Origin of the sequence: Rhodococcus sp. KRD197 (assembly GCF_017168235.1) — a bacterium.
Lineage (GTDB): Bacteria > Actinomycetota > Actinomycetes > Mycobacteriales > Mycobacteriaceae > Rhodococcoides.
Map to the genome: position 1 here is coordinate 129708 of NZ_JABFAO010000015.1, position 23015 is coordinate 152722.

A 23015-nucleotide genomic window follows, 5' to 3' on the forward strand; every position below is an offset into this window, starting at 1 on the left:
CCCGGCCCTAGTCGCTGTTGATGCGGAACCCGACGCCACGCACCGTGGCGATCCGGCGCTCCGAGACCGAGCCCTCGTCCCCGATCTTTCGACGCAGCCAGGACATGTGCATGTCGAGGGTCTTCGATCCCCGGAGCTCGGCGTCACCCCATACTTCACGCAGGATCGTCTCTCGGGACACGACCTGACCGGCGTGATCGAGCAGCACCTTGAGCAGTTCGTACTCCTTGTTGGCCAACGAGATCTCGGCGCCGTTGACCAGGACTCTGCGCGCCGCCGGTTCGAGTCTGATACCGCCGACCTCGACCGGAGTGTCCTCACCGGGTCCGCGCCTGCGCAGCAGGGCCCTGACCCTGGCCATCAGCTCGGCCAACCGGAAGGGCTTGCCCACATAGTCGTCGGCGCCGGCATCGAGGCCGACGACGAAGTCGACCTCGTCGGTTCTCGCGGTGAGCATCAGGACCGCGAGCTCGGAGCTGTTGGCGCGCACCTGTCGGCAGACTTCCAGTCCGTCCATGCCGGGGAGGCCGAGGTCGAGTATCAGGAGGTCGAAATGGCCCTCCAGCGCCTGCTGCAGCGCGGCCGGGCCGGTCTGCTCCACGGTCACCGTGTACCCCTCGCGCCCGAGGGCCCGCGAGAGTGGTGCGGCAATCGCTTCGTCGTCTTCGGCCAGGAGCACGTCGGTCACGACGGTCAGCCTACGTTCGCAACCTGTGAGAATGCTGCATCATCTGCGTCTGCCGCCGCGCCAACCGGGCCGGGCGGAATCGGCGACGTCCTGCGCCGACACCTCCCCGCTGTCATCGTCGTACCGGTCACGCCTTACATCGAGTGAGTCGAACACCTGCTGGTAGAGCAACGAGTGCACGCGCTGGACATGTGGAATGTCGTCGAATTCCAGTGGGTCGTCCGATGCGGAGGCGATGATGAGGGTTCCGGTTCTGAGTATGCGATCGAGCAGACCGTGGCGAAACTGCACGTTGCTGATGCGTCCCATGGGGATATCGATGCCGGAGTGCGTGATGACACCCTGGCGCACCAGAACTCGGCGGTCGGTCACGATGAAGTGGGTGCACTTCCAGCTGATCAGCGGCGCGAGAGACCGCCACCCGACGATTGCCGCCCAGATCACGGCGGTGGCGACCAGGGCGATGGTGGCGCTGGTGCCGTCGAGTCGAGCCGAGATCACGCCCACGGCGAATCCGGCGACTGCCGTGCCGAGGATGAACGTCACGGCGGGCAGGACCAGCATCTTCCAGTGCGGATGGTGATGGAGCAGCAGGTCTTCGGTGTCTGCGAGCGCGTCCTGTGGGTAGCCCATGTCTCTCACTCCTGATCGACGGCGCGCAGATGGGTGACATCACCCGCGGCCACCGCCACCGTTTCGTCGGTCTCGTCCATGCGGACGACGATTCTGCCGTGTGTGTCGACGTCGGTGGCTTTGCCGAAGAACTGCCGATCACCGGGCAGTTCGACACGCACGCGACGGCCGACCGTGTCGCAGCGCTCTCGGTAGCGGTGCGCGAGGCTGTCGGTGCTCCACTGCGAGTTCCTCCACGAATCCACCTCTGCCCCGATACCGCGGAGGATGGCACGCAGGAGGGTGTCGCGATCGGACACGGCGGCATTTTCGAGTATCAGCGAGGTAGCTGTCGGGACGGGCAACTCCTCGGTGGTCATCGAGACGTTCAACCCGATGCCCACCACCACCGACGGTGTGCCGCCGTGTGCGGCGACCTCGGCGAGAATTCCGGCGACCTTCCGACCCTCGATGAGAACGTCGTTGGGCCACTTGAGCGCAGCGTCGACGGCCGCGACCGTGCGCAGGGCATCGACGACGACAACCCCGGTCAACAGCGGTATCCACCCCAGTACGGCTGGGTCGATGCCGGGGAACTTCACCAGCGCTGACACCAGCACTTGCGACCGGGGCGGCCCCGAGAACGGCCGCGCATGCCTGCCGCGGCCGGTGTCCTGGTGCTCGGCCACGAGTGCGGTCCGGTCGGCCAAGGTGTCTGCTCGGGACAAGAGGTCAGCGTTTGTAGAACCGGTTCGGTCCACCACGTCGAGTCTCGACCAGGACGCCTGGGGGCCCTCGACGAGTGCGCGGCGCAGCGCCGCGATGTCGAGCGGAGGGCGTTCGAGATTGGTCCACATGGCCCCGAGCATATTGCCACCGCGCGTCTGGCGTGATCTCGCTACCGATCGGTAGCATTGCTCGGCTTCTCCGGTTGATGGACCTGGGTAGGGATCCGCATCACAGCCGTGGTTAAAGTGATTGCCCATGACCAGTGTTCAGGACTCGACTGCTGCCGAGGCGCCCGACATTCACACCACCGCGGGCAAGCTCGCCAATCTGCGGAGTCGCCGCGAAGCAGCCATGGCGCCTTCCGGTGAGGCCGCGATCGAAAAGGTGCACGCCAAGGGCAAGCTCACAGCCCGCGAGCGCATCACCGCCCTGCTCGACGAGGGCTCGTTCGTGGAGATGGATGCGCTCGCCCGGCATCGCAGCCAGAACTTCGGCATGGCCGAGAACCGGCCCTTCGGCGACGGCGTCGTCACCGGGTACGGCACCGTCGACGGCCGCGACGTCTGTGTGTTCTCCCAGGACGCCACCGTCTTCGGCGGCTCCCTCGGTGAAATCTACGGCGAGAAGATCGTCAAGGTCATGGACCTTGCCATCAAGACCGGCAGACCACTCATCGGCATCAACGAGGGCGCCGGCGCCCGCATCCAGGAAGGTGTCGTCTCCCTCGGCTTGTACGGGGAGATCTTCCACCGAAACGTTCAGGCCTCCGGCGTCATCCCCCAGATCTCGCTGATCATGGGACCCGCAGCCGGCGGACACGTCTACTCCCCCGCCCTGACCGACTTCGTCGTCATGGTCGACGGCACCAGCCAGATGTTCGTCACCGGCCCCGACGTGATCAAGACCGTCACCGGCGAGAACGTCACCATGGAAGAGCTCGGCGGCGCGCACACCCACATGGAGAAGTCCGGCGTCGCGCACTACGTCGCCTCGGGCGAACAGGACGCGCTCGATTACGTTCGTGACCTGCTCGGCTACCTGCCGAGCAACAACCGCGCCGAAGCGCCCCGCATGCTCCCCTCGGATCCCATCAGCGGCGCCATCGAGGACAACCTCACCGACGAGGACCTCGAGCTCGATACCCTGATCCCGGATTCGCCGAACACCCCGTACGACATGCACGAGGTCATCCGCCGCATCCTCGACGACGACGAATTCCTCGAGGTCCAGGAAGGCCGCGCCCGCAACATCATCGTCGGCTTCGGACGCATCGACGGCCGCAGTGTCGGCATCGTCGCCAACCAGCCCACGCAGTTCGCGGGAACACTGGACATCGACGCCTCCGAGAAGGCCGCCCGTTTCGTGCGGACCTGCGATTGCTTCAACGTCCCGATCATCACCCTCGTCGACGTCCCCGGATTCCTGCCCGGTACCGGCCAGGAGTTCAACGGCATCATCCGCCGCGGGGCGAAGCTGCTCTACGCCTATGGCGAGGCCACCGTGGGCAAGATCACCATCATCACCCGCAAGGCGTACGGCGGCGCCTACGACGTCATGGGCTCCAAGCACATGGGCGCCGACGTCAACCTGGCCTGGCCGACCGCGCAGATCGCCGTCATGGGCGCCTCCGGCGCCGTGGGCTTCGTCTATCGCAAGAAGCTCCTCGAAGCCGCGAAGAACGGTGAGGACGTCGACGCGCTGCGCTTGACCCTGCAGCAGGAGTACGAGGACACCCTCGTCAACCCGTACGTCGCCGCGGAACGCGGTTACCTCGACGCAGTCATCCCACCGAGCCACACTCGCGGACAGATCGTCTCCGCCCTGCGACTGCTCGAACGCAAACAGGTCACTCTGCCCCCGAAGAAGCACGGAAACATCCCGCTATGAGTGCCGACGCCATGCCTCGGGAAGTGGTGATCGACGATGCAGCCGAGATCCTCGAAGCAGTCGGCACCGACACTGCAGGCCTCGACGCTGCGGCGAGCGCGGACGTGCAGGGTGCGATTCGCATCCTCGCGGGCAATCCCACCGACCAGGACATCGCGGCGCTGGTGACGGTCCTGACATCGGCGGCGTCCGCGCCTACACCGGTGGATTCTCGGCCACCGGAACTGTGGGGAGCGCCGGCGTCGATGCACCGTACGTATGTCCCGTTCTCGCCGTATTCGTTCGCCGCGTCTCAGCGCTACTGAATCCGTCGGTGCTCAGCTTCGTTCTCGCGTCGGCATCGCCCGCTCGTCTTGGTGTGTTGCGCAACGCGGGGATAAGTCCTCTCGTGCGGGTGTCCGGCGTGGACGAGGATGCGTTGACGGCCGAGCTCGGGTCCGCAGCAGATTCCGAGCTGGTGGTCACTACGCTCGCGCGCGCGAAGGCGCTGGCCGTTGCCGGTGAATTCGACGACGCCGTGGTGGTGGGTTGTGATTCGATGCTCGCCATTGCCGGCGAGCTCCAGGGCAAACCTCACACCGTGGATGTCGCACGCCGACGCTGGGAGACGATGGCCGGCCGCAGGGGCGAGCTACTGACCGGTCATGCCGTCGTGCGCGTGCACGGGGGCTCGGTGGTCGCGGCCGTGACGGCATGCAGCACGACGACGGTCCATTTCGGCGAACCCGGACGCGCAGATCTCGAGGCCTACCTGGCCTCGGGTGAGCCACTCGAGGTTGCCGGGGCGTTCACACTGGACGGCCTCGGCGGCTGGTTCGTCGACCGCATCGAGGGTGATCCGTCCAGTGTCATCGGGATCGGGCTACCGCTTGTTCGCCGCCTGCTCGCCGAGGTGGGCGTCACCATGGCCGAGCTGTGGTCCTCAGCCGGCGAGTAGTCCGGTCAACTCCTGGGCCCACTCCTCGGCCTGTGCCTTGGGCTTGATGTTGGACGACCCATCGTGGCGTGCATGTTCGTGCACCTGCTGCGCGCCGAGCTCGATCAGCTTCTGCGCCATGATCTCCCCGCCGCGATTGAATGTCTCTTCGTAGATGCGATCGCCCAGCCCGAACAGCGCGAACCGAAGGCCTGTGAGATCCGGGGCGTCCTCGACGAGCGCTTCGTAGAACGGTTCGGCACCTGTGGGTAGTTCGCCCTCGCCGTAGGTGGAGCAAATGATGACGTGGAAGTCGTCGGTGTCGATGTCCGATACCTCGTACTCGAGCATGTCGCGTACTTCGGCGTCGTGGTCCACCAGTACCTCGGCGATCTTGTCCGCGACCTCCTCGGCCGTACCGGTCTCCGAACCGAACAACACGACTACTGACATGTCCTCTTCCCCCTTCTGCGGCCCTGCTGAACTTCGCTGCTCAATCGGTGGACAAGCATATCCTCACCAGTACGTGGGAGTCAGCTCCCACTTGTCGTACTCGTCGGAGATCAACGCACGTAGGTGCTCCACAGTCGGGAAGTGATCGGGGTCCAGACCGGTGACACACAGTGTTGCCGTCTCGCCCGATGTGTTCCACCACACGCTCACACCGCCTTTGGTCCGCCGGAGCAGTTCGGCGGTGGTGTTCTGGGTGATCGAACGCATGGCCACGGACCGCGCAGGCACGCCGCCGATCGATCGAGCGCGAGCGCCGCGGTCTCCGAGGTTGGAACACAGGCACAACGGTGCTGTGGCCGATTTGGACGCCTGCGCGACGATGACGTCCGGCAGCATCTGCATCAGAGGCTTGGCCAACTCGAACGAGGTGGGTTCGGATACGTCGGCGAGCGCCGTGAATGCGGCTTTGCTCTTCGACCGGATCTGCGACAGATCGGAGCGATACCCCTGGTGACCTTCGACCTGAATGGACACTCCCGATGTCGCGTTGGCGCGAATGTCCCCGCGCACTCGTGTGCTCACCGGCAGGGACACCTTTATCGGAGCCGCGCCCTCGACCCGCCCGCTTCCGGCGAGAATGCCGAGCGCGACTGCGACCAGAAGACTGTTCGCGCTGCCTCCGGCGGCAGCTGCGGCAGCGGTCCATTCCTCGGTCGGACAGTCCACGACAACGGTGCTGGGCGTGAAATCTCCGACCGCCAACGGGCCGACTACCGCGGCGCTGGCGGACGGCTCGGCGCTCACCGGGGCGGAGCCAGGCGAGCCGGACAGGGCGCCGCGGACACTCCGCGCGAGTACTCGCGCGGCTCCCCGTGCCGCTGCCCCGAACTGACCGGCCGCATCCCGCACGTCCGCCTCGATCGGTCGATCCCAAGCCGAGCAGAAATCCTCGGGATCACCCGGACCCTCGATCGCAGCGATCGCTGCCGATGTGAGTGCGCCGCCGTCGCCAACGACGTGGGATGCGACCAGCGACATCGCGGAGCCACCCTCCTCGATCGTGGTGTATGCCAGTTGCCACACCGGCCCATCGATCGGGTTCAGCGCAGTCGCGGCGCGCTCGCGCATCCACTGACCCAACTGCGACGCCGGGATGCCCGCATCGGTCACGTCGAGCGGCAGCGTGTGGGATGCACGGGTCCATCGGTCGCGCGCCCCTGGCACACGGACACGCTCGACTGTTCTACCGAGGGGCCCTTCTGACAGGTTGCGCCACATGGCGTTCGCGGCCTCGCGGGGAACTGCGTGGTCGAATCGCCAGACGATCTGGTTGACGACCGGGACGTTCAGCACACACTCCATACGGAGAAACAGGTCGTCGTCGTACGTCAGTCGGCTCACTCGACAAGCGTATCGGCGTCGGGTGCAACGCACCACAGACATGTGACGCAACGCAAAGTGCGTTGCGGCTGTTCGTCTTACGCGCCCGAAACCACCATGGGGTACGTTGCAGACCGGCGACGCGGCAAAGGAGTGCTCGAGTGAAGATCGTTCTGCCGTTCACCGGCAGCCGCGGTGATGTCCAACCCGGGCTGGCCCTCGCTGTCGAACTCGCTGGTCGTGGCCACTCCATCGAATTCGGCGCACCACCGAATCTGGTGCCGTTCGCCGCCGCGGCCACGGCATCGACCGACGGCATCACCGTGGTCCCCTTCGGCCCCGACACCAAGGCGTTGCTCGAGTCGGAGCTCGTCCGCACGCGCATCAAGGCACGAAACCCCCGAACGCGCCTCGCTGCGCTGGCCGAGTTGGCCAACTTCGGGTGGGACGAGATGACGCAGCAATTGTCGCAGATGGCAGTCGGCGCCGACGCTGTGATCACCGGCACTCTGGGCCAGGAAATGGCATTCAACACAGCCGAGGCGATGGGAGTTCCGTTCATTGCGTTGCACTACTGCCCGATTCGGCTCAACGGGTCGATGTCGGTGATACCGGGTCGGCAGCTCCCGGCGGCCGTGAACCGCGCGACGTGGCGCTTGCTGGAAACAACTCGGTGGCGGTCGATGAAGAAGCGGGAGAACCAGCAGAGACACGATCTGGGTCTGCGCGCCGCCACGGCCCCCCTTCCGAAAAGAATTTCCGCGTACGGCGGCGTCGAGATCCAGGCGTACGACGGTGCACTGTTCCCCGGCCTCGAGCGCGAATGGGCGAATGAGCGTCCGTTCGTCGGTTTTCTCGAACTCGTCTCCACCGCAACCACTCCGGGTACCGACATCGGCGTGGGCTCGCCACTGCGCACGTGGATCGACGACGGGACCGCGCCACTGTACTTCGGGTTCGGAAGCATGCCTGTTCGCGACCCGCAGTCACTGGTGGACACGATCGAGAATGTCTGTCGCAGAAACGGATACCGCGCGGTGGTGAGTTCGGGATGGAGCGCACTCTCGGAACGAATCGTGCCCGGATCGGTTCTCGCAATCACCGGCCCGGTGGACCACGCGGCGGTGTTTCCGCTGTGCCGAGCGGCAGTTCATCATGGCGGAGCCGGGACGACGGCGGCGAGCATACGCGCCGGGCTGCCCACGATGGTCTGCTGGTTCAGCGCGGACCAACCGTTCTGGGGTGCGGCGCTCGTTCGAACCGGCGCCGGAGTCTCGATGAAGTTCTCGGCCTTGAACACGGACAGTCTGACCGAGCGCCTGGCGACTCTGCTCGCTGATCGAACTGCCTCTCGGGCACAGGAACTGGCCGCGTCGATGACGCCACCGGCAGACGCAGTTCGCGCGTCCGCCGACATCGTCGAACGCGCGTTCACCACAAGCGATATGTGAGGTCCCACCGGCGAAGGACAGCAGCGACCGCCTCGCGCATCTGTTGGTCCGTCCTGATGCGGTCCGGATCCATGCCGTGCACCGTGATCGTTACCGTGTCCGCAGTTTCACACGCCCAGGCCGTCGATCCACCTCCGAGCGAACGCGCGAACGCCGGGTCGGCTCCGGCGAAAATCGCCCGTGCCGAGATACTTGCAGCCGCGAAACCACCGATCATGGCGAAGTCGTCGGGGACTCGACCGAGATTCGAGCACAGGCCCTCGGCGCCGTCGGACGGCATCGGCATTCGCGCGACGAGCGAATCAGGCAGCATCTGCACGAGTTGGAGCGGCACGGCAGCAGCGGCGTTGCCGGTCTGCAAACGAGCAGTGAACTCGGTGAGAGCGGTCTTGACGGCCTTCCGGATTCGAGTCAGGTCCCGGTCCACCGTCTCGGACACCGGCACCCGAACCGGGACGATCTTCGTCGAGTTGGCATCGAGATCGCCGATATCGCGGTCGCTGTACGGCAGTGACCACCGTAGTTCGTCCCCGGGGCGCGCCCGGCCGAGCCGTTCGGCCAGCGCGGTCATCACTCCGATGAACAGAGACGTCGACGTTCCGCCCCATTCCGCGGCAGTTGCCTTCCATTCGTCGGCCGGGCATTCGATCACCACGTATGGGGGACTCCACAGATCACTGTTGCCTGCCACGACACTGCGGTGCGGCTGCTCGGGCTTGGGAGCGGCGCCGGGCGACGGCGCGCGACCGATCCCCGCGATACCGTCGGCCACCGTCCTGGCGGCCCACTCCACGATCGGTTTCAGCTCTCCGATCGTATCGTCGAAGTCGTCGACGAGCCCCCTGATCAGGGACGGCCGGGAGCCCAGGTCGGCGGCACGCACGCTCGGTTGTCCCTGATTGGCCTGGCGTACTGCAGCGATCATGGCCGCACCGTCTGCGATCATGTGCGAACACACCAGCGACAGCACCATCCCCCCGCCGTCGATGCGGGCAGCGGCGAGTTGCCAGCCCGTACCTTGCTCGGGATCGAGCCCGTCGACAACCCGTTGCTCCGCCCAGCAGCGTACGGCGTCCTGAGCAATGGTGGTGGACGCGAGGTCCAGCGGCATCGACTCCTCCGATTGCACCCATCGGTGGCGCGCCGTCGGGAGCGTCGGCGCAAGGACCGCCCGCGCCAACAATCCCCGCGAGAGATTCGTGTGCATCTTCTTCAGCTCTGCGTCGGGCAGTACGTTGTCGAACCGCCACACAAACTGATTGAACACTGGATTACCGATTCCGTGGTGCATTCGCAGGAACAAATGATCCGCAAATCCAATTCGTGCCATTAGCAGAACGTACTACATGGACAAAACGACGGGCGAGATGAATTCCCGGTAACGCCTCGACGAAACTGCGCCGTAACAAATGAACAATGTTCATACAGATCGGTAGGTTTATTCGAAAGCTCCGCTTGCCCGGGGTCGACAGGGTTCGACAACACATCGCACCCGATACACACAGCGATACATCCCGCAAGTCGGAGCCCCAGACTACTTCGAACACGCTGAAGCGCAGCACTATTCGAGCGCGCTTTCGTCGCCGATCCTTCACCGGATGCCGCTTCCATCATCGGTCTCCCCGTCCGTCAACCTCGCCGTCGGTGATCAACAACACTTTTTTGCATAGCGAATTACATTGGCATTCGACCTACTCTGAATTGAGGACGTTCGACCCCTGCATTGCCGCCGGGGCGGACACACGGGCGTTACATACGGTCGGTTCGTGTCAATTCGATTCACCGAGAACGAATGCGCGAACACTTATGAATTCGGCCGTACGAGGTCCGCTCCACCCGAAACTCGACGCACGAAAGCTCACCCCCCTCACCTAAGCCAGCCTCGGCTGGCCGAGCTCGGAATTGGATAAGCGATGGAATACACGGAACTGGCTGACTATCCCCTACCTGCCGGCACGCTGACCGAATGGTTGCCCGTGGTCACCGACGCCTCGGCATGGACCGCGGACGACCGACCGGTGTCCTTCACCCACGAGGATCACTGCAGTCGAGGCAACGACGGATCGTGGATCGGCACCGTCTTCGAGATTCACCGCCGCTTCGACGTCGAGGTGATGCGGCGCACGATGGCAAGCTACATCGCGCGTCACGAGGCGTTCCGCACCCGCGTCGAGCGTGACGATTCGACCGGCACCTGGCGCCGGCACACGGTGCAGGCGGACGCCGTTCGAATCGAAGACCGCCCCGTACACGGAACGAGAACCGAATCGCAGGTTTTCGGTCACCTGCAGGCATGGTTCGCCGATGCTGTCTCGCCTACGCTGTGGCCGCATTTGGTGATGGCCACAGTCGTGCCGGAACCGCGCGTCGCCGCGAGCGTGCCGCAGACCGAGAAGTTCCTGATCGTCTTCGCCGCCGACCACTCCGTCATGGACGCCTACAGCCAGATCTACGCGATCAACGAGATCGATCGGCTGTACGCACAAGCGTTGGACGGCACCGACCCCGGCCTTCCTGCGGTCGGTAGCTATGTGGACTTCTCAGCCCACGAGCGCAGACTGGGTGAAGCACTGACGCCGCAGGACGAGGCAGTTTCGTCCTGGAGCAGCTTCCTCGCACACGAGGACGGTCGATTCCCTGCTTTCCCCTTGCCCCTGACTGCAATTCCAGAGCAGAGCGACGCGGAATCGGCTGCGCCGGCGAGCCCGGCGCTCCGTCAGAGCAGTGTGTCCTCGTGGTTGCTCACCGCTGCCCAGGTGGAGAAGTTCAACGCGGTCTGCCGTGCGTCCGGCCAGAACATGCAGTCGGGCATTCTGGCAGCACTCGCACTCGTCAATGCGCGGTTGTCCGGCGACGGCACCTTTCGCACCGTCATGCCGATGCACACGCGCCACACGCCGGAGTTGGCGGCCAGCGTGGGTTGGTATGTCGGAATTGCGCCGATCGAAATCCGGCTCGACGAGGCCCGGACGTTCGCCGATGCGATCCACTGCGCAGCGGCCGGGTCGAACGAGAACAAGGCGTTGGCGGCGGTCCCGTATTCTCGTGTAGCGGCACTGTTGGGTTCGACGGAGATACCTCGCTTCGTCGTGTCGTACATCGATCTGCGATTCCTGCCCGACGGGCACGAATGGCAGACTCGCAAGGGACGTGCGCTGCGCAGTGAATGCCACGCCGAGAACGAGGTCTACTTCTGGATCAACCGGACGCTGGACGGACTCAACATCTCCGCTCGTTTCCCGAGTTCGGATGTCTCGACCACCAACGTTCATCGCTTCGTCACCGAGTTCGTCACGGTCATGACCGAAGTCATCGACGAGCCGACCGAGGCTCTGGACTCCGTGGTCGACGCCGTCGGAGCCGGCAGAGAATAGGAGCACGGGTAGCCAAGATGATCATCACCGCACTGGGTAATTGGAAGCCGAAGCCCGGCCGTCTGCTCGAATGGCATCCGACGGTGGACGCCGTCCGCGTCGCTCGGGCAGCGCCGGTGCACCCTGCACCGCCGTCCTTCTTGCAGGAGGACCACCTTCGGGCTGCAGCAGCGGCAGCCGAACGCGGTGATGCACATCATGCCTACACCGGAGTCGCCACGGAGATCGACGGTGTGCTCGATCGCGATGCACTCTCGCGCGCGATCGCGGCTTACGTGCTCAGGCACGAGGGCCTGCGGTGTTGGTTCGACGTGGACCACACGGTGGTGCACCGCAGATTGGCCGAACCTGCGGTTGCCTCCTTCGAACCGCGCGAGGCCGGTGCCTTCGACTCGGACGAGCAGTTTCAGCAGTATGTTCGCTCACGATTCTCCGCTGAGGCAACGGCGTTCGAGTGGCCAGGTTTCGTAGTCGGTGCGATCGAGCGCGAGGACGGCTTCACGCTGTACTACGGGGCCGATCACGCATTCACCGATGGCGGCTCACAGGCGCTGGTCATCAGCGAACTCGCGGATCTGTATGCGCTCGAAACCGGAGCCGAGGCACCGGTACCTGCTCCGGCCGGTAGCCATCTCGACTACGCGGTGCAGGAGCGCGACCGTGCAGCGCAGTACGACGCGGACTCACCCGAAATCTCCGCGTGGAGAGACGCATTCGCAAAAAACCACGGGAAGATGCCCCGTTTCCCTCTCGACCTCGGACTGGCCGAGGGTGAACGCGGACAGGTTCGAGTCGCCGAACGGCATCTGCTGGACGCCGAGGAAACTGCTGCTTTCGAGCGCGCATGCAAGGCCGCGGGTGCTCGTATCAGCAGCGGAATCTTCGCCGCCGTCGCCGTGACCGACCACGAACTCGCCGGGCGCGAAAGCTACTTCGGCATCACGATGCTGAGCACCCGGCACCTCGGTGACTACGGCCAGTCCCAGGGATGGTTCGTCAACTTCGCTCCCGTCGCGTTCGACGTCGCGGACGCCCGGACGTTCTCCGAGGTCGCGGCGCGAGCGCACGATGGGTTCGACAGGGCCAAACAGATCGGAGAGGCGCCCGTTCACGCAGTCCTCGGTGCCCTGGCCGCCGATGGAACCCTGGGCAGCGAGCTTGCGGTCAGTCCGAACATGCTCTCGTACATCGACTTCCGCTGGTTTCCCGGCGTCGGTCGTCCCGCCGATGCCCGCGCTCGACACTTCACGGGCGAGGGCAGCACCTCCAACGCATCGATGTGGGTCAACCGCGATCACGAGAACCTGTACCTGTGTGCGCAAATTCCCGACAACCCCACGGCAGCGGAATCGGTCGAGCGCTACCACGATCATCTGCAGAACGTTCTCAGCACGGTTGCCCGAGAGGGCGAGTATGCGGTGCGTACGGTCGACAAGGTGGGCAGCTGAGGGATGCGTGTCACCTCGATCGCGCAGTTTCGTATCGAACCCGGCACATATCTCGAGTGGCCGGTAGCGCTGGGCGAGGGTGAGGAATCAGCGATTCCGCCGTCGTTCAACCAGACATTTCACCTCTCGCCCGCCCTCGGTGCTGGCCCCTCGGTGCTGGCCCGCCCTCCCCGACCGTGTGGATCGCGGCGGCGTTCGAGGTGCCCGGGCGTCTCGACGTCGATGCCGCGACCTGGGCGATCTCGCAGTTCATCGAACGTCATGCCGCCCTGCGGACCACGTTCACCGCGAGCACGTCCCACGGGGACGGCCCCGGCATCGGCAGGCGCGTGCACAACGCAGCCGATGTTCGGGTGGGGCACCCCACCGAACGCGAGTTCGACGACGGCGATGGTCTTGCCTCGCATCTGCGCGCCCGTCTCGACGCAGCGTGTCACCCCTCGCGCCATCCCTCGTATTGTTTTGCGGCAGTGGATCGCTGCGAGAGTTCGACGATCGTGTGCGGATTCGATCACGCGCATGTGGACGCGGTGTCGATCACCGTAGCGGTCGAGGAGTTGTCTGCCCTCTATCAGGCCTACTCCTCCGGCGGTACGGCCGAACTCGACCCGGCCGGGAGCTTCGTCGAGTACTGCGCGTTGGAAGCCGATACGCCGGCCGTCCCACTGTCCGACCGACGTATCGCTGCCTGGTCTCGTTTCGTCTCCGATTGTGGTGGCGGGGCACCGTCGTTTCCGTTCGATCTCGGCGTTGCGCCGGGCGAGAAGGCGCCGCAAGAGACGACCGTGCATGCGCTCGCTTCGGCCGTGGCGACGCAATCCTTCGAGCAGCATTGCCGCACTCTCGGCGCCGGCATGTTCGCTGCGGTCGCGGCCGCAATGGCGCAGGCGTGTGTGAAGATCGGCGGGCCCCGCCGGCTTCCCCTGCTGTTTCCGCTGCACACCCGGCACGAGAAGCGATTCGCGCACGCGGTCGGGTGGTTCACCACCAATGCCCCGATGACGGTGACCGTCGGCAACAGCTTCGCCGATACGCTGGAATCGGCCCGATCCGAGTTCCGCGCGGCGCTGCCGCTTGCCACCGTTCCTATCTCGCGGATTCTCGGTGCGCTGGGCGACGAGTTCGTGCGGACTCGCGAGGACGTGTTCATGATCTCGTACGTCGACTACCGTTCGCTGCCGGGCGCCGGTGCGAGCGCGCGGCGCGCACACCACATCAGCAACGTCACCACCGCCGACGACGCTCAGTTCTGGATCTCGCGCACCGACGAAGGACTGTCGTTGCGGGCCCGCTTTCCCGATACGCCGCGGGCACACCGCGTTGTGCAACAGTTCGCAACGGCCCTGACAGAGGCGATACGGGCGGTGGCGGTCGAGTCCGAGCAATCGCGGGAACTCTCGCTCGCCGCAACAACCGCCTAGGATCGACAGTGTCAGCTCGAATCGATCCCCCGTAGGAGCGAAGAAGAAGTGCCCATAGCAGCAGACCCCACCCCCACGTTCGCCGACTATGCGCACCCGGACCGCCTGGTGTCCACACAGTGGCTCTCCGCCCATATCGGAACTCCCGGCCTCAAGGTGGTCGAATCCGACGAGGACGTGCTGCTGTACGACGTCGGCCACATCCCCGGCGCCGTCAAGGTCGATTGGCATCTCGACCTCAACGATCCCGTCGAGCGCGACTACATCGACGGTGAGCAGTTCGCAGCACTCATGAGCCGTAAGGGCATCTCGCGCGATGACACCGTCGTCATCTACGGCGACAAGAGCAACTGGTGGGCCGCATACGCACTGTGGGTCTTCACGCTCTTCGGCCACGAGGATGTACGCCTGCTCGACGGTGGCCGCGACGCGTGGTTGGCCGAGAACCGGGAGACGACGCTCGACGTACCGGACTCCCCTGTTACCGAATACCCCGTCGTCGAGCGTGACGATGCACCGATTCGGGCATACGCGTCGGATGTCCTGAGCAGCCTCGGCACCATCCCACTGATCGATGTGCGCTCGCCTGCCGAGTACACCGGCGAACGTACCCACATGCCCGATTACCCCGAGGAAGGCGCGCTGCGGGGCGGTCACATCCCGACCGCGGTGAGTATCCCCTGGGCCAAGGCTGCGGCAGCCGACGGACGTTTCCGCACGCGCGCCGAACTGGACGAGATCTACGGCGAGATCGTCGCCCAGGAAAAAGTCATTGCCTACTGCCGGATCGGCGAGCGATCGAGCCACACGTGGTTCGTTCTCACGCATCTCCTCGGCCACGGCTCGGTGCGCAACTACGACGGATCGTGGACGGAGTGGGGTAACGCCGTGCGTGTGCCCATCGCTCGCGGCGACGAGCCCGGCGACGCACCTTCCAAGCAGTAGAGATGGCGGAGATGCCTGAGTCCTTGGCCGAGATAGTCGAAGACTTCGCGGCCGTCGACGGGCAGAACAAGCTGCAGCTTCTTCTCGAGTTCAGTCGCGAGCTGCCCGAGTTGCCTGCCCACCTGGAACAGGCGGCGATGGAACCGGTCCCGGAATGCCAGTCCCCGCTGTTTCTGTCCGTCGATTCCGCCGACACCGACCATGTGCAGCTCTACTTCAGCGCTCCCCCGGAGGCGCCGACCACGCGTGGGTTCGCATCGATTCTGCACCAGGGACTGCACGGGCACAGCGCCCGCGCGATTCTGGACGTGCCGGACGACTTCTATCTCGCGCTCGGCCTCGGCGATGCGGTCAGCCCGCTGAGACTGCGCGGAATGTCGGCGATGCTCACGCGCATCAAGCGGCACCTGAGGTAGTCACCGCATGTCGATCGAGACGACCCCGTGGACGCCCACGTGGGTCGTCTTGATCGATTCACCTGCACTCGGTAGACTCGCGACCGGACGAGCGAGCCCTCACGCCGTTTCGTCCGATCTTCCGTCATCGATCGAGAAATGGTAGTGCCGCATGGAGTTCACCGAACTGGCGGATTACGCCATCCCAGCGGGCACCATCACCGAGTGGATTCCCAGCGTCGGCCCCCACGCCGCCACCCCCGCCCTGGCCGGGTGGCAGCCCGATGACCGCCCGACGTCGTACGTCCACGAGGCGCACCTTCGACACAGCCACGCCAGCCCCCGCCGAGGCAGTGAGAGCTGGCTTGGGGCCGCTTTCGAGATCGACGGTCCGCTCGACAAGCCCGCGTTCAGACGGGCGGTGCTGGCATGGATCGACCGACACGAGTCGATGCGTTCGCACGCCTCGATCGACGAGCCATCCGGTCAGCTTTCGCGCGTCACGGCCGCCAAAGGCGCCATCGACATCTGGCAGGTCGAACAGGAACCGTGCGCGCAGTCCGACGAAGTGTTCGACCATCTGCAATATCTGTTCGACGAATACACCTCACCACTGGCCTGGCCCGCGTACGCCTTCGTGACACTCGAGCCTCTCGAACCGACCCGGCCGTCGGGAGAGCACAACAGGATCACCGTCTTCTTCGCCGCCGACCACTCCATCATCGACGGCTTCTCCACCGCGCTCGTCGCTCACGAGATTTCCGTTCTGTACGCCGAGGCCAAAGACGGGCGACCTGCGGACCTGTTCGAGGCGGGCAGCTACCTCGACTTCGGCGTCTCGGAACGGCGAATCCACGCCGAACTCGAGCACACGCACGATGCAGTGGTGGCGTGGAAGGAATTCCTCGACGACGGAGACGGCGAATTCCCAGCGTTCCCCCTCGATATCGGCCAGCCCAATTCACCCACCACTCCCCAGGGCGGGTTGTCGGCGTGGATTCTCGACGCCGAGCGCGCCGACGCTCTGTCTGTTGCATGCCGGAAGACGGGCAACAGCCTCTTCGCGGGGCTCCTCGCGACACTGGCGGTTGCCGGCGCGGAACTGTCCGGCACCACGAAGTTCAGAACGATCAGTCCCGTCCACACGCGCGACCAACCACAGTGGGTCTCTTCTCTCGGGTGGTTCGTCGGCCTGTGTCCGCTCGCGTTCGACATCGCCGATGCAGACTCGTTCGCGTCGATCGTCGCGAAGGCTTCGGATCAGGTCAACAGGACCAAGCCTCTCGCGCGAGTACCCCTCGACCGGGTGTTCAAGGCCCTCGGTACCAGCGCGACGCCGCGCTTCGTCGTCTCCTTCATGGACGTGCGATTCGCACCGATGGCCGATCACTGGCCCGAGTGGAACGCGCGCGCACTACGCAGCAAGCACTACGACCACGACGTGTATCTCTGGATCAACAGAACTCCGCGGGGACTCAACATCGCCGCGAGATATCCGAACACCGAAACCGCGACCGCCAACGTGCATCAGTACGTCGGCGCGCTGCGTCGAATTCTCGACGAGGTGGTCGACACAGGTACCGCCACCCTGCCCGAGCACGGCCTTCGCGGCCACCCTATTGGCACGGCGCCAATCGGACCGATTCCTACCGATCAGTAGGTGAGGCTCGCATTTTCGGGGAGTTCGTCGAAATCAGCATCCAGTTGGGATGACGATCCGGGCTGTGCTTAAACTCCGGAGAGATGAAGTAACGTGCGGCACACACGGCCAGCACAGAACACTCGACACCTCAGGAGGCTCAGTGCCCAGCCATGCCAGTGCGCGTATCACCAAGGTTCTCGTCGCGAACCGCGGCGAGATTGCAGTTCGGGTGATTCGAGCGGCAGCGGACGCCGGCCTCACCAGTGTCGCGGTTTACGCAGAACCGGACGCCGATGCACCTTTCGTTCGCCTCGCCGACGAAGCTTTCGCCCTCGGCGGTCAGACGTCGGCCGAGTCCTACCTCGCCATCGACAAGGTTCTCGACGCCGCGAAGAAGTCCGGCGCCGACGCCATCCACCCGGGCTACGGCTTTCTCTCCGAGAACGCCGAGTTCGCCCAGGCCGTCATCGACGCCGGACTGATCTGGATCGGGCCGTCCCCGCAGTCCATTCGCGACCTCGGTGACAAGGTCACCGCCCGCCACATCGCCGCCCGCGCGAAGGCCCCGTCGGTGCCCGGCACTGCAGAGCCGGTCAAGGATGCCGACGAGATCCTCGCCTTCGCCGACGAGCACGGCCTGCCCATCGCCATCAAGGCTGCCTTCGGCGGCGGCGGACGCGGCATGAAGGTCGCCCGCACCCGCGAAGAAATCCCCGAGCTGTTCGACTCCGCCACCCGCGAAGCCGTCTCCGCATTCGGCCGCGGGGAATGCTTCGTCGAGCGCTACCTCGACAAGCCTCGCCACGTCGAAGCACAGGTCATCGCTGACCAGCACGGCAACGTCGTCGTCGCCGGCACCCGCGACTGCTCCTTGCAGCGCCGCTTCCAGAAGCTCGTCGAAGAAGCCCCGGCACCGTTCCTCACCGCAGAGCAGCGCGCCGAGATCCACTCCTCCGCCAAGGCCATCTGCAAGGAAGCCGGTTACTACGGCGCCGGCACCGTGGAATACCTCGTCGGCCAGGACGGCCTCGTGTCCTTCCTGGAGGTCAACACCCGCCTGCAGGTCGAGCACCCCGTCACCGAAGAGACCTCCGGCATCGACCTCGTGCTCCAGCAGTTCCGCATCGCCAACGGCGAAGAGCTCTCCATCACCGAGGACCCCGAACCCCGCGGACACTCCTTCGAGTTCCGCATCAACGGCGAAGACGCCGGCCGCGGCTTCCTGCCCGCACCCGGTCCGGTCACCACGTTCGTCGCCCCCTCGGGCCCGGGTGTGCGCGTCGACTCCGGTGTCGAATCCGGCAGCGTGATCGGTGGCCAGTTCGACTCCATGCTCGCCAAGCTGATCGTCACCGGCGCCACCCGCGAGGAAGCGCTGGCCCGTTCGCGTCGCGCACTGGCCGAGTTCAAGGTCGAAGGCCTAGCCACGGTCATCCCGTTCCACGCAGCCGTGGTCTCCGATCCCGCGTTCATCGGCGACGGCGAATCCTTCGATGTCCACACTCGTTGGATCGAGACCGAGTGGGACAACCAGGTTCCCCCGTTCACTGCGGGCGAGCCCCTCGAAGAGGACGAGGTCCTTCCGCGTCAGTCCGTGGTCGTCGAGGTCGGCGGCAGGCGCGTCGAGGTGTCGCTTCCGGGACAGTTCTCCCTCGGTAACGGTGGGGGTGCAGCTGGTGGTGGAAATGCCGGCGGCGCGATCCGCCGTAAGCCCAAGCCACGCAAGCGCGGCGGCGCCGGGGCGGGAGCTGCGTCCGGTGACGCCGTCACCGCACCCATGCAGGGCACCGTGGTCAAGGTCGCCGTCGAAGAAGGCCAGGAAGTCGCCGAGGGCGATCTCATCGCCGTCCTCGAAGCAATGAAGATGGAGAACCCGGTCAACGCTCACAAAGCGGGCATCGTTACCGGCCTGACCGTCTCCCCAGGATCGGCCATCACGCAGGGCACGGTCCTCGCCGAACTGAAGTAGCTGCGCACAGGTTCACGAGATCGAGCGACGTCCGGGTTAGTCTGTTTTCATGACAGAGAACCCGGACGTTCGCATCGGTACGGCCGAACGCGAGCAGGCATTGTCCAATCTCAGCGAGCACCTGAGTGCGGGGCGAATCACGCTGCCGGAGTTCGATGAACGCAGTGCCGTCATCGCAGGGGCGCTCACACGCGGTCAGCTCGATTCCGTCTTCACCGACCTGCCATCGCCCTCGCTTGCCCCGACCGCGTCGCGGCCGCTGGACATCTCGAAGTCGAACGCGCCGGCCGGACGGGCGGGCCAGGACACGGCGGATAGCGGTTGGGATTGGCGCAAGACCGTCATGTCCATAACCCCAGTCGTCGCGCTCATTCTGTTCTTCGTGGTGCCGGTCTCGAACAGTTGGCTCTTCTTCTTGCTCGTCCCACTAGTCGGCGCCGTTGTCTATGGCGGTGAGCGATCGAAAGACAAACGGAAAGGTCGCGAGTGAAAACCGAAGCCCTCCTGTTCGACGTGTTCGGCACAGTGGTCGATTGGCGCACCAGCGTCGCGGAGCAGTGCGCAGCCGTGTTGCCCGGTTCGGTCGACTCCTTCGCTTTCGCAGACCGGTGGCGCAGCCTGTATCAGCCGTCGATGGAACAGGTCCGTTGCGGCGCACGCGAATTCACCCGGCTCGACGTGCTGCACCTCGAAAGTTTGCGCGTCGTTCTTTCGGAATTCGGTGTAGACCTGCCAGAGAGCACGATCGTCGAACTCAACCGTGTGTGGCACCGGCTGACACCGTGGCCTGATTCGATCGACGGACTCACTCGATTGAAGTCCCGATTCATCGTCGCGCCTCTGTCCAACGGCAACGTGTCTTTGCTTCTCGACATGGCGAAGAACGCGGGGCTGCCCTGGGATGCCATCCTCGGCGCAGAACCGGTGCGTGCATACAAGCCGACACCCGAGTCATATCTCCGCACCGCTGACATTCTCGGCCTGCAACCCCACCAGTGCATGCTGGTCGCCGCACACAACGACGACCTCGCCGCAGCCCGCGACTGCGGCTTCGACACCGCGTTCGTGTGCCGCCCCACCGAACACGGTGCGCATCAGAGCAGCAACCTCGGCCCGACCTCCGACTGGACGTACAGCACCGGTTCGATATCGGAGTTGGCGGATCGACTGAACTGCTGACCTCAGGCAGGCCTACCGTCTACGAGGTACGAATGGGTCAGCATTTCGAGGAAGTGCCCGGTCGGATCACGGAAGTACACTCCCCGGCCTCCGTGCCCGTGATTGATGACGCCCGGCTGAGTCATTCGTGGATCAGCCCAGTGCTCGATTCCATCCTCGACGAGCCGCGCATATGCGGAGTCGAACAATTTTTCGTCGACGCGGAACGCGTAGTGCTGGAACTGGATATCGTCGAATGGCGGTTCGGCGAACTGAACAAGCGTGCCGTCGGTGAGTTGGACGTTGAGGAAGAACCCCCACGACGGGGCTTCTGGTAAGTCGAAGATTCGGCGAAAGAACGACGCCGATTCGGTTCGATCTTTCGAGACGATAATGGTGTGGTCGAACGAGATGGACAACGCTGCCTCCGGGCAGTACGACGCCTCCATGCCTGACGCAGTCCGCCATCGACACGCGACGATGGGGAACATCGTGCCCGCAGCTTGCGAGGCGTGTCAATACCCGCCCCAACGTTCTCGGACATCGACGAGCGAGCCGCTGGCCCATTGATTCACTTCGGAACGGGACCGAAGGCGAACGACGTTCAGCTCCGGACGCCGCTCGATGAGCCGGTCGATACGCACGGCAGTCTGGTGATGCGTCTTCCAAGCCCACCGAACGATGTGGTCTTTGTCGAGGACGATTCGATGAATGGGTGGCTCGATGTTGCCGTTCCACAACACTTCTCGTTGACAGCGTCGTCGCAGCGTCCGCTCGATGACCTGGCGCATCACCATATGCCGCGGTAGGTCGAGCCAGATCACGAGGTCAGCGCGGTCGGCGACCCGGTCGCGGACGAGACCGTAGGTCCACTCGGTCACCCATGAAGGGCGTTCGATGAACGTTGCCACGTCCAATTCGAACGCCTCGCGCGGCGTCCAGTCCGGTCCATGGAAAAGTGCGTCGATTTCGACGTGCTCAAGATCTAGGACGGCAGCGATCGCTGCCGACAGCGTCGTTTTCCCGGATCCTGATGTACCGGCGACGACAATCCGCGATGGCCGCTGCGGCAGCCGATCGCCAGGGCCCAGAATCACGGAAACTAGACTACCTCCGCCCCCTAGAACGGTGGGGGTTGGTGTTGTTCGCGGATTCTGAGTATTGCTGTGTGTTCTCGGAATCTGCGGCGGATCTTCCGGATGCGGCTTCGGGCTTCGTTGGTGGTTGCAGCGCGTTGCTCGGTAATGGTCGGTGGGTCCTGGCCTTCGGGGATGTTCTTCTCCCACCAGGTTTGTGCGGTGTGATCGATCGCGGGCACCCGTTTCCTCCGTCGTACGGGATGCACCGCGGCGGGCAACGCGAACTCCGGCAGGGTGATCCGCACGATCCCGGCGCGTGAGGTCCACACGATCGCACCATGGGCATGCATCACCGCAGTCCACATCCGCGCGGTCTTCGCTTGATGATGGCAGGTGCACAGTGGCTGCAGGTTCGAGGCGATCGTCCAGCCACCTGCCTCGGGACTGCCGTGATCGAACGGGACGATGTGGTCGAGTTCGCACCGTTCGTCAGGTACCTCGCAGCCCGGAAATGCGCAGCACCGGTACGCCATCCGCACCAACGCTGAAGTCACAGTGTTCGGTCGATACACCAACCCCGCCGTCGGCGGCACCAGCAGACCCCCATGGCCATCCGGAAACACCCCAGGATGCGAAGGGTTCTGCTCCACCATCGCCGACAACACCGCAGCGTACCGACTCAGCGCAGTCTCGTCGGGCAGCATCGCCGGTGGCGTACCGATCGGCGCCACACACGAGAAATCCGGTAGCACGGCCGCGGGACCGGACCGTCCGCGCCCGAGCACCCGCATCAACGCCAGCGGCACCCCGCCGGGGGTAGTAGGAGTCTCTGATTCACCGTGCGTCGGCTTTGGTTCGGCCGTGTTCCCGGGGTTGCCAGGTGTTTCGGGGTCACGTGTTGCGTCGAGGACAGTGACGAGTTCTGTGAGGATCGCCTGCCACCGAGCATCGCCGGCCAGGGTGCGCACCACCTCCGGGTTCAACGCTGTCCCGTCGGGCAACGACGCCGGTTCCGAGGTCAACCCGAGCAAGGTCTCCACCCCGATCATGATCTGAAGCAGGTGCCCGCGTCTGGGAGGTTGCCCGTCCGCGAGTCCCGCGGCGGGGCAGTCGGCACCGGTACTGCAGGTGCATTCGAGGGCATGCTCACCATGCAGCAGCGCGATCAGTCCATCGACCCGCAGTTGCGGGCGCGAGCGTGGGTCGTTCTTGCAGACCATGTCGGCGATCTCGGAGATCAACTGCTCGGCCTCGGCGCCCTGCAGGTCCGTCATGTGGGCGGTCAGCTGCGCCATGCCGTGGTCTTTCGGATCGACGGTCACTCTCGCGTCGAGTTTGGTCGACTCGTGCTGTGCTCGGGTTGCCTCGTCCTCGTCGAACCGCATCCACAGATGCCAGATCCGTTTACGTAGCGATCGCGGGTTCAGCCGTTCCGCCGCGGCAACGCATTGGTGTTCGATGGCTCTGA

General features: G+C 64.9%; 22 protein-coding genes. 13 read left to right on the forward strand and 9 right to left on the reverse strand.

Going from position 1 to position 23015, the window contains the following annotated elements; genetic code table 11:
- Nucleotides 1-7: 7 nt before the first annotated feature.
- Genes J1M86_RS21430 through J1M86_RS21440 form a run of 3 tightly spaced genes read right to left on the reverse strand, consistent with a single transcriptional unit; the run spans nt 8 to nt 2157 of the window.
- Nucleotides 8-688 carry a response regulator transcription factor gene (locus J1M86_RS21430; protein WP_075839788.1) on the reverse strand — a complete coding sequence of 227 codons (681 nt, stop codon included), beginning with the start codon at nt 686-688 and terminating at the stop codon, nt 8-10.
- Nucleotides 689-727: 39 nt separating this feature from the next.
- Nucleotides 728-1321, reverse strand: coding sequence for a PH domain-containing protein (locus J1M86_RS21435; RefSeq protein ID WP_075839787.1), 594 nt, complete (start codon nt 1319-1321; stop codon nt 728-730).
- A 5-nt stretch (nt 1322-1326) separates the two neighbouring features.
- Entirely contained in the window at nt 1327-2157 is an 831-nt protein-coding gene (locus tag J1M86_RS21440; protein WP_075839812.1) for a biotin--[acetyl-CoA-carboxylase] ligase, read from the reverse strand.
- A gap of 127 nt (nt 2158-2284) precedes the next feature.
- Here J1M86_RS21440 and J1M86_RS21445 point away from each other — a divergent pair, with 127 nt between their 5' ends.
- From J1M86_RS21445 to J1M86_RS21455, 3 genes are read left to right on the forward strand one after another with little or no spacing between them, the layout of a single operon-like run.
- Complete coding sequence (locus J1M86_RS21445; RefSeq protein WP_206511284.1) at nt 2285-3916, forward strand: acyl-CoA carboxylase subunit beta; 1632 nt, start codon at nt 2285-2287, stop codon at nt 3914-3916.
- Entirely contained in the window at nt 3913-4221 is a 309-nt protein-coding gene (locus J1M86_RS21450) for an acyl-CoA carboxylase subunit epsilon (RefSeq protein WP_075839786.1), read from the forward strand. Before J1M86_RS21445 ends, J1M86_RS21450 begins: the two co-directional genes overlap by 4 nt.
- An 8-nt stretch (nt 4222-4229) precedes the next feature.
- Nucleotides 4230-4853, forward strand: coding sequence for a nucleoside triphosphate pyrophosphatase (locus J1M86_RS21455; RefSeq protein ID WP_075839785.1), 624 nt, complete (start codon nt 4230-4232; stop codon nt 4851-4853).
- Here J1M86_RS21455 and J1M86_RS21460 read toward each other — a convergent pair.
- Nucleotides 4839-5285, reverse strand: coding sequence for a flavodoxin domain-containing protein (locus J1M86_RS21460; protein WP_206511285.1), 447 nt, complete (start codon nt 5283-5285; stop codon nt 4839-4841). The genes J1M86_RS21455 and J1M86_RS21460 overlap by 15 nt on opposite strands.
- Nucleotides 5286-5348: 63 nt before the next feature.
- Entirely contained in the window at nt 5349-6686 is a 1338-nt protein-coding gene (locus J1M86_RS21465) for a hypothetical protein (protein ID WP_206511286.1), read from the reverse strand.
- 140 nt (nt 6687-6826) lie between these two features.
- On the opposite strand from J1M86_RS21465, the gene J1M86_RS21470 reads away from it, so the two are divergent.
- The gene (locus J1M86_RS21470) at nt 6827-8116 is read left to right on the forward strand and encodes a glycosyltransferase (protein WP_206511287.1); all 1290 of its coding nucleotides are present in this window, start codon (nt 6827-6829) and stop codon (nt 8114-8116) included.
- On the opposite strand, the gene J1M86_RS21475 is transcribed toward J1M86_RS21470, so the two are convergent.
- Nucleotides 8097-9383, reverse strand: a complete 1287-nt coding sequence (locus tag J1M86_RS21475; RefSeq protein WP_206511288.1) for a hypothetical protein — start codon at nt 9381-9383, stop codon at nt 8097-8099. The genes J1M86_RS21470 and J1M86_RS21475 overlap by 20 nt on opposite strands.
- Before the next feature lie 646 nt (nt 9384-10029).
- On the opposite strand from J1M86_RS21475, the gene J1M86_RS21480 reads away from it, so the two are divergent.
- From J1M86_RS21480 to J1M86_RS21520, 9 genes are all read left to right on the forward strand, one after another.
- On the forward strand, nt 10030-11490 hold the full coding sequence (locus J1M86_RS21480) for a condensation domain-containing protein (protein WP_075839782.1): 1461 nt from the start codon (nt 10030-10032) through the stop codon (nt 11488-11490).
- 17 nt (nt 11491-11507) lie between these two features.
- Nucleotides 11508-12938 (forward strand): condensation domain-containing protein, encoded by a 1431-nt coding sequence (locus J1M86_RS21485; protein ID WP_206511289.1) that lies wholly within the window; start codon nt 11508-11510, stop codon nt 12936-12938.
- Nucleotides 12939-13114: 176 nt separating this feature from the next.
- Complete coding sequence (locus J1M86_RS21490; RefSeq protein WP_307786706.1) at nt 13115-14359, forward strand: condensation domain-containing protein; 1245 nt, start codon at nt 13115-13117, stop codon at nt 14357-14359.
- A 48-nt stretch (nt 14360-14407) separates the two neighbouring features.
- The gene (locus J1M86_RS21495; protein ID WP_075839779.1) at nt 14408-15304 is read left to right on the forward strand and encodes a sulfurtransferase; all 897 of its coding nucleotides are present in this window, start codon (nt 14408-14410) and stop codon (nt 15302-15304) included.
- A 2-nt stretch (nt 15305-15306) separates the two neighbouring features.
- A complete protein-coding gene (locus J1M86_RS21500) occupies nt 15307-15720 on the forward strand; it encodes a SufE family protein (protein WP_206511290.1) in 414 nt (137 codons plus the stop codon).
- Nucleotides 15721-15871: 151 nt separating this feature from the next.
- The gene (locus J1M86_RS21505; protein WP_206511291.1) at nt 15872-17359 is read left to right on the forward strand and encodes a condensation domain-containing protein; all 1488 of its coding nucleotides are present in this window, start codon (nt 15872-15874) and stop codon (nt 17357-17359) included.
- Between the two features lie 142 nt (nt 17360-17501).
- On the forward strand, nt 17502-19310 hold the full coding sequence (locus tag J1M86_RS21510; RefSeq protein ID WP_075839778.1) for an acetyl/propionyl/methylcrotonyl-CoA carboxylase subunit alpha: 1809 nt from the start codon (nt 17502-17504) through the stop codon (nt 19308-19310).
- Nucleotides 19311-19359: 49 nt separating this feature from the next.
- Entirely contained in the window at nt 19360-19800 is a 441-nt protein-coding gene (locus tag J1M86_RS21515; protein ID WP_075839777.1) for a DUF1707 domain-containing protein, read from the forward strand.
- Entirely contained in the window at nt 19797-20489 is a 693-nt protein-coding gene (locus tag J1M86_RS21520) for a haloacid dehalogenase type II (RefSeq protein ID WP_206511292.1), read from the forward strand. Before J1M86_RS21515 ends, J1M86_RS21520 begins: the two co-directional genes overlap by 4 nt.
- A 2-nt stretch (nt 20490-20491) precedes the next feature.
- Here the strand turns inward: J1M86_RS21520 and J1M86_RS21525 are convergent, their stop codons facing one another.
- The 3 genes from J1M86_RS21525 to J1M86_RS21535 all read right to left on the reverse strand — a co-directional run.
- Nucleotides 20492-20959 (reverse strand): VOC family protein, encoded by a 468-nt coding sequence (locus tag J1M86_RS21525; RefSeq protein ID WP_307786707.1) that lies wholly within the window; start codon nt 20957-20959, stop codon nt 20492-20494.
- A 24-nt stretch (nt 20960-20983) separates the two neighbouring features.
- A complete protein-coding gene (locus J1M86_RS21530) occupies nt 20984-21565 on the reverse strand; it encodes an AAA family ATPase (protein WP_075839775.1) in 582 nt (193 codons plus the stop codon).
- 23 nt (nt 21566-21588) lie between these two features.
- Nucleotides 21589-23015 (reverse strand): HNH endonuclease signature motif containing protein (locus J1M86_RS21535; protein ID WP_206511293.1); only part of this gene is annotated, 1427 nt, incomplete at its 5' end.